Genomic DNA, 7,123 nt, shown 5'->3' with positions numbered 1-7,123 from the left:
GCGGGCGCCGGGGCGGGCGTCGCCTCGGGCTTGTCCATCCGCTCGATCTTGGCCTCCTGGCGCAGCTTGTTCAGGAGCTCGATCTGCGCCTTGCGGGTCACGAAGGTCTCGATCTGGTCCTTCACCTGGTCGAACGGCGGCGCGGCGCGCTTGCGCTTGTCCTCGAGCTTGATCAGGTGCCAGCCGAACGCGGTCTTCACCGGCTCGGAGACCTGGCCCTTGTCGAGCTTGAAGGCGGCCTCGGAGAACTCCGGCACCATCTGGTCCTTGGTGAACCAGCCGAGATCGCCGCCGTCGGCCTTGCCGGGCGGATCCTCGGTGAGGTCCTTGGCGAGCGTCGCGAAGTCCTCGCCCTTCTTGATCCGGGCGAGCGTCTCCTTGGCCTTCGCCTCGGCCGCGGCGGCGGCCTTCTGGTCGTTCGCGTCGGCGACCCGGAACAGGATGTGGCGCGCATGCGCCTCCTGCTCCTCGCCCATCTGCTTCACCGCCTCCTGGTAGACGTGCTGCATCGCATCCGGCGTGGCGCCGGCCTGGCCGGCGTCGCGCAGCATGGTCTCCATCAGCGCCTTGCTGCGGACATAGGCGAGGCGCTTCTTGAAGTCGGCCGTGTCCTGGATCTTCTTGGCCTCGGCCGCCTTGGCGAGCAGCATCATGTCGGTCAGGTAGTTGACCAGCCAGTCGCGCTTGGCCTCCGGGGTGCCGGCCGGGATGTTGGAGCCGACGTCCTCCTCGGCGAGCGCGAGGTCGCTCTGCCGGATCTCGGTGCCGTCGATCTTGGCCACCACCGGGTCCTGGGCCTGCGCACTCTGGCCGGCGGCCGGGGCGGGCGCCGTCGCCGGAGCCTGGGCGACGGCCGGGCCGGCCACCAGCGCCGCGGTCACGAGGAGAGCCGTCCCGATACGGGCACGGCGGCGCGCCGGGCAGCCCGGACGCGAGGACAAGCTTTGCGTAATCATCGAGAATCCTTGGGAAAGACGGGCTTTCGCGCCCGCCGTGACGGCCCCGCACCCTCGCCCAACGCGCTGCGGTTGGCAACCGGAAGGTCTGCTATCGACAAACGACGGCATGATTGCGGCACGGACGATGACACGTTCGTCATGACAAAGCCTTGACCGGCAAGGCCGGAGCGGCTTTTCGCGGGGTCCGGGCCGGATTGACAAGGCCTGGACCCCCTCCTATCTGTGCACCGCTCGCCGGTGTAACCCGTGGGATGTGCGACGTCGCGCGTCCGCGTCTTTTCCCCCGATGGCGCCGTGAACGCGGGCTGCTCCGGGCCACAGCGGGTCGCCCGGCGCATCCGGACGGGCCCGCATTCTCCTCGGGGCCGGAACCACCCGAGGCCTAAAGAAAGGACCTCCGGGATGTTCGGCGCTGTCGTCCGCAAGCTGTTCGGTAACGCGAACGACCGGCGCATCCGCGCCTACCGCCCCCGGGTCGACCAGATCAACGCGCTCGAGCCCGAGCTCGCCGCCCTCTCCGACGAGGCGCTGCGCGCGCGCACCGAAGCGTTCCGCAAGGAGCTCGCCGAGGGCAAGACGCTCGACGACATCCTGGTGCCGGCCTTCGCCACCGTGCGCGAGGCGGCCAAGCGCACGCTCGGCCAGCGCCACTTCGACGTGCAGCTCATCGGCGGCATGGTGCTGCACGAGGGCGCCATCTCCGAGATGAAGACGGGCGAAGGCAAGACGCTCGTCGCCACGCTCGCCGTCTACCTCAACGCGCTCGCGGGCCGCGGCGTCCACGTCGTCACGGTCAACGACTACCTGGCCAAGCGCGACTCGGAGTGGATGGGCCAAATCTACAAGTTCCTCGGGCTCACCGTCGGCGTCATCGTGCACGGGCTCGACGACGAGCAGCGCAAGGCCGAGTACGCCTGCGACGTCACCTACGGGACCAACAACGAGCTGGGCTTCGACTATCTGCGCGACAACATGAAGTACCGGCTGGAGGACATGGTCCAGCGCGGGCACGTCTACGCGATCGTCGACGAGGTCGACTCGATCCTGATCGACGAGGCACGCACGCCGCTGATCATCTCCGGCCCGCTCGACGACCGCTCCGAGTTCTACAACACGATCGACACCTTCATCCCGCGGCTCGGAAAGGAGGACGTCGAGGTCGACGAGAAGCAGCGCACCGTCGTCATGACCGAGATCGGCATGGAGAAGATGGAGCGCATGCTGCGCGAGGCCGGCCAGCTCAAGAGCGACTCGCTCTACGACGTCGAGAACGTCTCGGTCGTCCATCACGTCAACCAGGCGCTGCGCGCCCACAAGCTGTTCCAGCGCGACAAGGACTACATCGTCCGCAACGGCGAGGTGGTCATCATCGACGAGTTCACGGGTCGCATGATGCCGGGCCGCCGCTTCTCCGAGGGCCTCCACCAGGCGCTCGAGGCCAAGGAGCGCCAGCCGGTCCAGCCCGAGAACCAGACGCTCGCCTCGATCACGTTCCAGAACTACTTCCGCATGTACGAGAAGCTGGCCGGCATGACCGGCACGGCGCAGACCGAGGCGGACGAGTTCCTCGACATCTACAATCTCGAGGTCGTCGAGGTGCCGACCAACCTGCCGATGCAGCGCGTCGACGACGACGACGAGGTCTACCGCACCGCCGCCGAGAAGAACCGGGCGATCCTGACGCTGATCGAGGACTGCAAGGAGCGCGGCCAACCCGTGCTGGTCGGCACCACCTCGATCGAGAAGTCCGAGCAGCTCGCCGACATGCTGCGGGCCAAGGGCTGGGAGGCGCACGACTTCACCGACCCGAACGCCTTCGCGGCGCTGTATTCGGGCGACGAGGGCGCCACCAAGGCCAAGGTGTTCGCCATCCTGAACGCGCGCTACCACGAGCAGGAGGCCTATATCGTGTCGCAGGCCGGCGTGCCCGGCGCCGTCACGATCGCCACCAACATGGCCGGCCGCGGCACCGACATCCAGCTCGGCGGCAACGCCGACATGCGGGTCCGCCAGGAGCTCGCCGACGTCGCCGACGAGGCCGAGCGCCACACCCGCATCGAGGAGATCAAGGCCCAGGTGTCGCGCCTGAAGGAGAAGGCGCTCGCCGCCGGCGGCCTCTACGTGCTCGGCACCGAGCGCCACGAATCGCGCCGCATCGACAACCAGCTGCGCGGCCGCTCCGGCCGCCAGGGCGACCCCGGCCACTCGAAGTTCTTCCTGTCGCTCGAAGACGACCTGATGCGCATCTTCGGGTCGGACAAGCTCGACGGCATGCTGCAGAAGCTCGGCCTGCGCGAGGACGAGGCGATCGTCCATCCGTGGATCAACAAGGCGCTGGAGAAGGCGCAGCAGAAGGTCGAGGCGCGCAACTTCGACCTGCGCAAGAACCTCCTGAAGTTCGACAACGTGATGAACGACCAGCGCAAGGTCATCTTCGAGCAGCGCATCGACTGGATGCGCGACGAGGTGACCAACGAGGTCGTCACCGACATGCGCCACAGCGTGGTCGACGACCTGGTCGGCAAGCACGTCCCCGAGAACGCCTATCCGGAGCAGTGGGACACGCCCGGCCTGGAGGAGGAGCTCAAGCGCGTGCTCGGCCTCGACCTGCCGGTGCACGACTGGGCCAAGGAAGAGGGCATCGCCGACGAGGAGCTGACCGCGCGCATCGAACGCAAGGCGGACGAGCACATGGCCGCCAAGGCGGCCCAGTGGGGCCCCGACGTCCTGCGCTACGTCGAGAAGTCGATCCTCCTGCAGTCGCTCGATCACCTGTGGCGCGAGCATCTCGTGATGCTCGACCATCTGCGCAACGTCGTCGGCCTGCGCGGCTACGCCCAGCGCGACCCGCTCAACGAGTACAAGGCCGAGGCCTTCGCCCTGTTCGAGGCGATGAGCCAGAACCTCCGCGAGGCCGTGACGTCGCAGCTGATGCGGGTCGAGATCGTCCAGCAGCAGCCCGACGAGGCGCAGCTCCCCTACATGGAGGCGACCAAGCTCGATCCCTCCACGGGCGAGAACGAGTTCGCACCGGCCGAGGTCGGCGTCCTGCTCGGCAGCCGCCAGGACGGCGACACCGTCGAGGCCGCGGCGCGCGATCCCAAGAACCCCGCCACCTGGGGCAAGGTCGGCCGCAACGAGGCCTGCCCGTGCGGCTCGGGCAAGAAGTACAAGCACTGCCACGGCCGCTACGCCTGACACCGCGTCCGGGCGATCCCGCCCGGAGTCGACCCGCCCGGAGTAGACCCGGCCGGCGGCGGGCTACGCGGCCGCGCCGAGTGTCTCGGCCCGCAGGCGGAACAGCCGGGCGAGCGGACTCTCCGGCTTCGCCGCGGTCCGCTCGGCCGCCAAGGCCGCCGCCAGCCCGCCGTCGCCCGCCCGCAGCGCCGCCTCGATCAGGGTCAGGTCGATCACGTCGCGCTGGGCATGACTGCCGCCGAACCGATGGGCGATGCCGCGCACCGCGCGCAGCAGCCGCACCGTCTCGGCGAAGCGCCCCTCGCCGAAGGCGACGATCGCCTCCGTCACGGGCCGGCCGACCTCGCGCGTGAACGCCGCGTTGTCCCCCGCCCCCTCCATGGCGACGCGCTGCGCCTCCATCACGCGCGCCGCCGAGTCCGGGCGGCCGGCACCGACGAAGGCCATCACGGCGTGCACGTCGTTGAAGGCGTAGAGCCCGGCCCCGGCGACAGGCTCCCAGGCATCGGCGAGAACGGCGAAGCGGTCGCCGACATCGATGCCACGAAGATGCAGGCGCCACAGCATCGCCGAGGCGTCGATCATCTCCAGGATCAGGGTCGCCTGCCCGCCCCGGATCGGGCCGTCGTAGAGGTCCTTGACGGCATCGATCTCGCCCCGCTCCAGGTGATAGAGCGCGAGGTGCCACCAGTTGTGCACGGCCAGGAAGCTGCCGTCCGACCAGGCGTCCGGCCGGCGCCGCATCCAGGCGATGCCCTCGTCGGTGCGGCCCTGCATCTCCATCACATGGGCGACGGCGTGCTGGGCCCAGGCGTCGCGCGGCTCCGTCTCGACGGCGGCCCGGCCGGCCCGCTCGGCCTCGGCATAGGCGCCGGTCTCCTCCAGCCCGAAGGCCGCCATGCCGAGCACGGCGTGATGCTGGGGCACGGCCGGCGACCAGGCCGGCCGGGCGCGCGCGATGCGGTCGCGCAGCATGCGGGAGTCGCCGCGGAAGAAGTCGAGCTGGTGGCCGGCGAACAGCGCGAGGAGGTCGCGCGGATGGACGATCGTGACGTCCTCCAGCACGCGCGCCGCCGCGTGCCAGCGGCCGTCGACGAGATGGGCGAGCGCCGCGACATGGCCGCGCTCCTGATCGGTCGTCGCCCGGTCGGCGACGGCGGCGAGCGCGGCGCGCGCCACCGGCAGGCCGGCCGGCTCGGTGCCGAGCAGATGCAGCCACGCCTTCAGGGCGTGCGCCATCACGAAATCCGGGCTGTCGGTGAGGGCCGCGTCGACGGTCGCCACCGGGTCGTCGCGCAGCAGCACGAGCTCCTGCACGGCGGTGTCGTAATGGCGGGCCGCGGGAGCACTCGCTCCGGTCAGGCGGTGGCCGCGGATGTCCGTGACGGTCATGGGGGAGCCTCCCGGCGCGACGCGCCGCTGGTGTCGTGCGGAAATTCGGCCTGGACCCTATCGGCCCGTCCGTCGCGGCATCAGTGAACCCATGGTGCGGCCCGGTTCACGAAGGCGTCAGTCCTGATTTCAACCGCTTATGGCGCAGGTGCGCGGAGCCGGACCGACCCGCGCCGGCACCCCGCCGACGAAACCGTACCCGTGGTACAGTTCGCGATCGCCGCGAACCGGAGCCCCCGCCGATGTCGACCGCGATGTCCCAGACCCGTCCGCGCCGGCGCGGCGAGACCCGCGAGCGCCTCCTCGCCGCCGCCGAGGCCGCCGTGCTGGCGAAGGGCTTCGCCGCCACCTCGATCGACGAGCTGATCGCGGCGACGGGCCTGACCAAGAGCGGCTTCTTCTATCATTTCAAGGACAAGGGCGAGCTCGCCAAAGCCCTGTTGCGACGCTATCTTGAGCGCGACGAGGAGATCCTGGACGGCCTGTTCGCCCGCGCCGACGCGCTCAGCGACGACCCGTTGCACGGCTACCTGATCTTCCTGAAGCTGTTCGCCGAGATGCTGGCCGATCTGCCGGGCGCGCATCCGGGGTGCCTCGCGGCGTCCTATTGCTATCAGGAGCAGCTCTTCGACCAGGAGATCCGCGACCTCAACCGCGCCGGCGTGCTGGCCTGGCGGGTGCGCTTCCGCGCCCGCCTCGACCGCATCGCCGAGCGGACGCCGCCGCGGCTGCCGACCGACCTCGACGCCGTCGCCGACATGGCGGCGACCCTGGTGGAGGGCGGCATCGTGCTGGCGAAGCTGCTGCGCGAGCCGGCCGTGCTGCCCGGCCAGGTGCTCGCCTATCGCGACTACGTCCGGCTCCTGTTCGGAGCGGCGTGATCGGCATCACTCCTCCGCCGCCGCCGCGGCGGCCGGCGCGGCGGCATCCGGCTCGGCCTCGGGCTCGGCGTCGGGCTCCTCGGTCGGAGCCGGCTTGGCGGGCTTGCCCGGCTTGGCGTCCGGCGGCTTGGCGTCCGGCTTGGGCTTGGCCGGCGGCTTCCAGGAGGCGTCGCGCACCTCCCATTTGCACAGCCGCGTGCCGCTGCGTCGCTCGGCGAGATCGAGATGCACGTGGCTCTCGTGGTAGCCGTCCGAGCCCGGTCCGAGCACCGTCATGAACCGCCCGCAGACCGACTCGGCGAGCGCCGTGCGCACGCCCTTGTCGGCCAGGTGGTCGGTCAGCACCAGATTGCGGCCGCCGCCGAAGCTGACGGCCCGCACGTCGATCGCGTTGCCGGTGCCGTGCTCGCTCATCTTGGCGCCGACGACGCGGTTGCGGGTGCGGCACTCGGTCGACGAATCGACCAGGAGACCCGTGATCGGGCCGGCCGACGCGGTCAGCGCCACCACGTCCTCGCGCACCCATTGGGCGAAGGCTTCGGCCATCGTGCAGCGCAGCCGCGTCTGCGGCTGGAACGGCGCGTGGATCGCGATGCGGCCGCCGCCCGGCAGCCGGATCGCGGTGAGCTTGACGAGCTCGCGCGTCTCGCAGCCGGCCGGGCCGAGCACCGGCGGCTCGGGCTCGGCCTCGGC

5 protein-coding genes are annotated in these 7,123 nt (G+C 70.5%); 2 read left to right on the top strand and 3 right to left on the bottom strand.

Features of this window, described 5'->3' with window-relative positions:
• A partial coding sequence (locus tag CCR97_RS03555; RefSeq protein ID WP_201159305.1) for a peptidylprolyl isomerase occupies window positions 1-956 on the bottom strand: 956 nt, incomplete at its 3' end.
• A gap of 405 nt (window positions 957-1,361) precedes the next feature.
• Here CCR97_RS03555 and secA point away from each other — a divergent pair.
• Entirely contained in the window at window positions 1,362-4,157 is a 2,796-nt protein-coding gene (secA, locus tag CCR97_RS03550) for a preprotein translocase subunit SecA (protein WP_111358811.1), read from the top strand.
• A 63-nt stretch (window positions 4,158-4,220) separates the two neighbouring features.
• Here secA and CCR97_RS03545 read toward each other — a convergent pair whose 3' ends face one another.
• Window positions 4,221-5,549: a tetratricopeptide repeat protein gene (locus CCR97_RS03545; protein WP_111358812.1), complete on the bottom strand. Its 1,329-nt coding sequence runs from the start codon at window positions 5,547-5,549 to the stop codon at window positions 4,221-4,223.
• 242 nt (window positions 5,550-5,791) lie between these two features.
• Here CCR97_RS03545 and CCR97_RS03540 point away from each other — a divergent pair, with 242 nt between their 5' ends.
• Window positions 5,792-6,430 carry a TetR/AcrR family transcriptional regulator gene (locus tag CCR97_RS03540; protein ID WP_244670247.1) on the top strand — a complete coding sequence of 213 codons (639 nt, stop codon included), beginning with the start codon at window positions 5,792-5,794 and terminating at the stop codon, window positions 6,428-6,430.
• Window positions 6,431-6,436: 6 nt separating this feature from the next.
• On the opposite strand, the gene CCR97_RS03535 is transcribed toward CCR97_RS03540, so the two are convergent.
• Window positions 6,437-7,123 (bottom strand): extensin-like domain-containing protein (locus tag CCR97_RS03535; RefSeq protein ID WP_201159304.1); only part of this gene is annotated, 687 nt, incomplete at its 5' end.

It is taken from the genome of Rhodoplanes elegans (genome assembly GCF_016653355.1).
GTDB classification, from domain to species: Bacteria; Pseudomonadota; Alphaproteobacteria; order Rhizobiales; family Xanthobacteraceae; genus Rhodoplanes; species Rhodoplanes elegans.
This window is presented reverse-complemented; position numbering and strand designations above follow the sequence as displayed.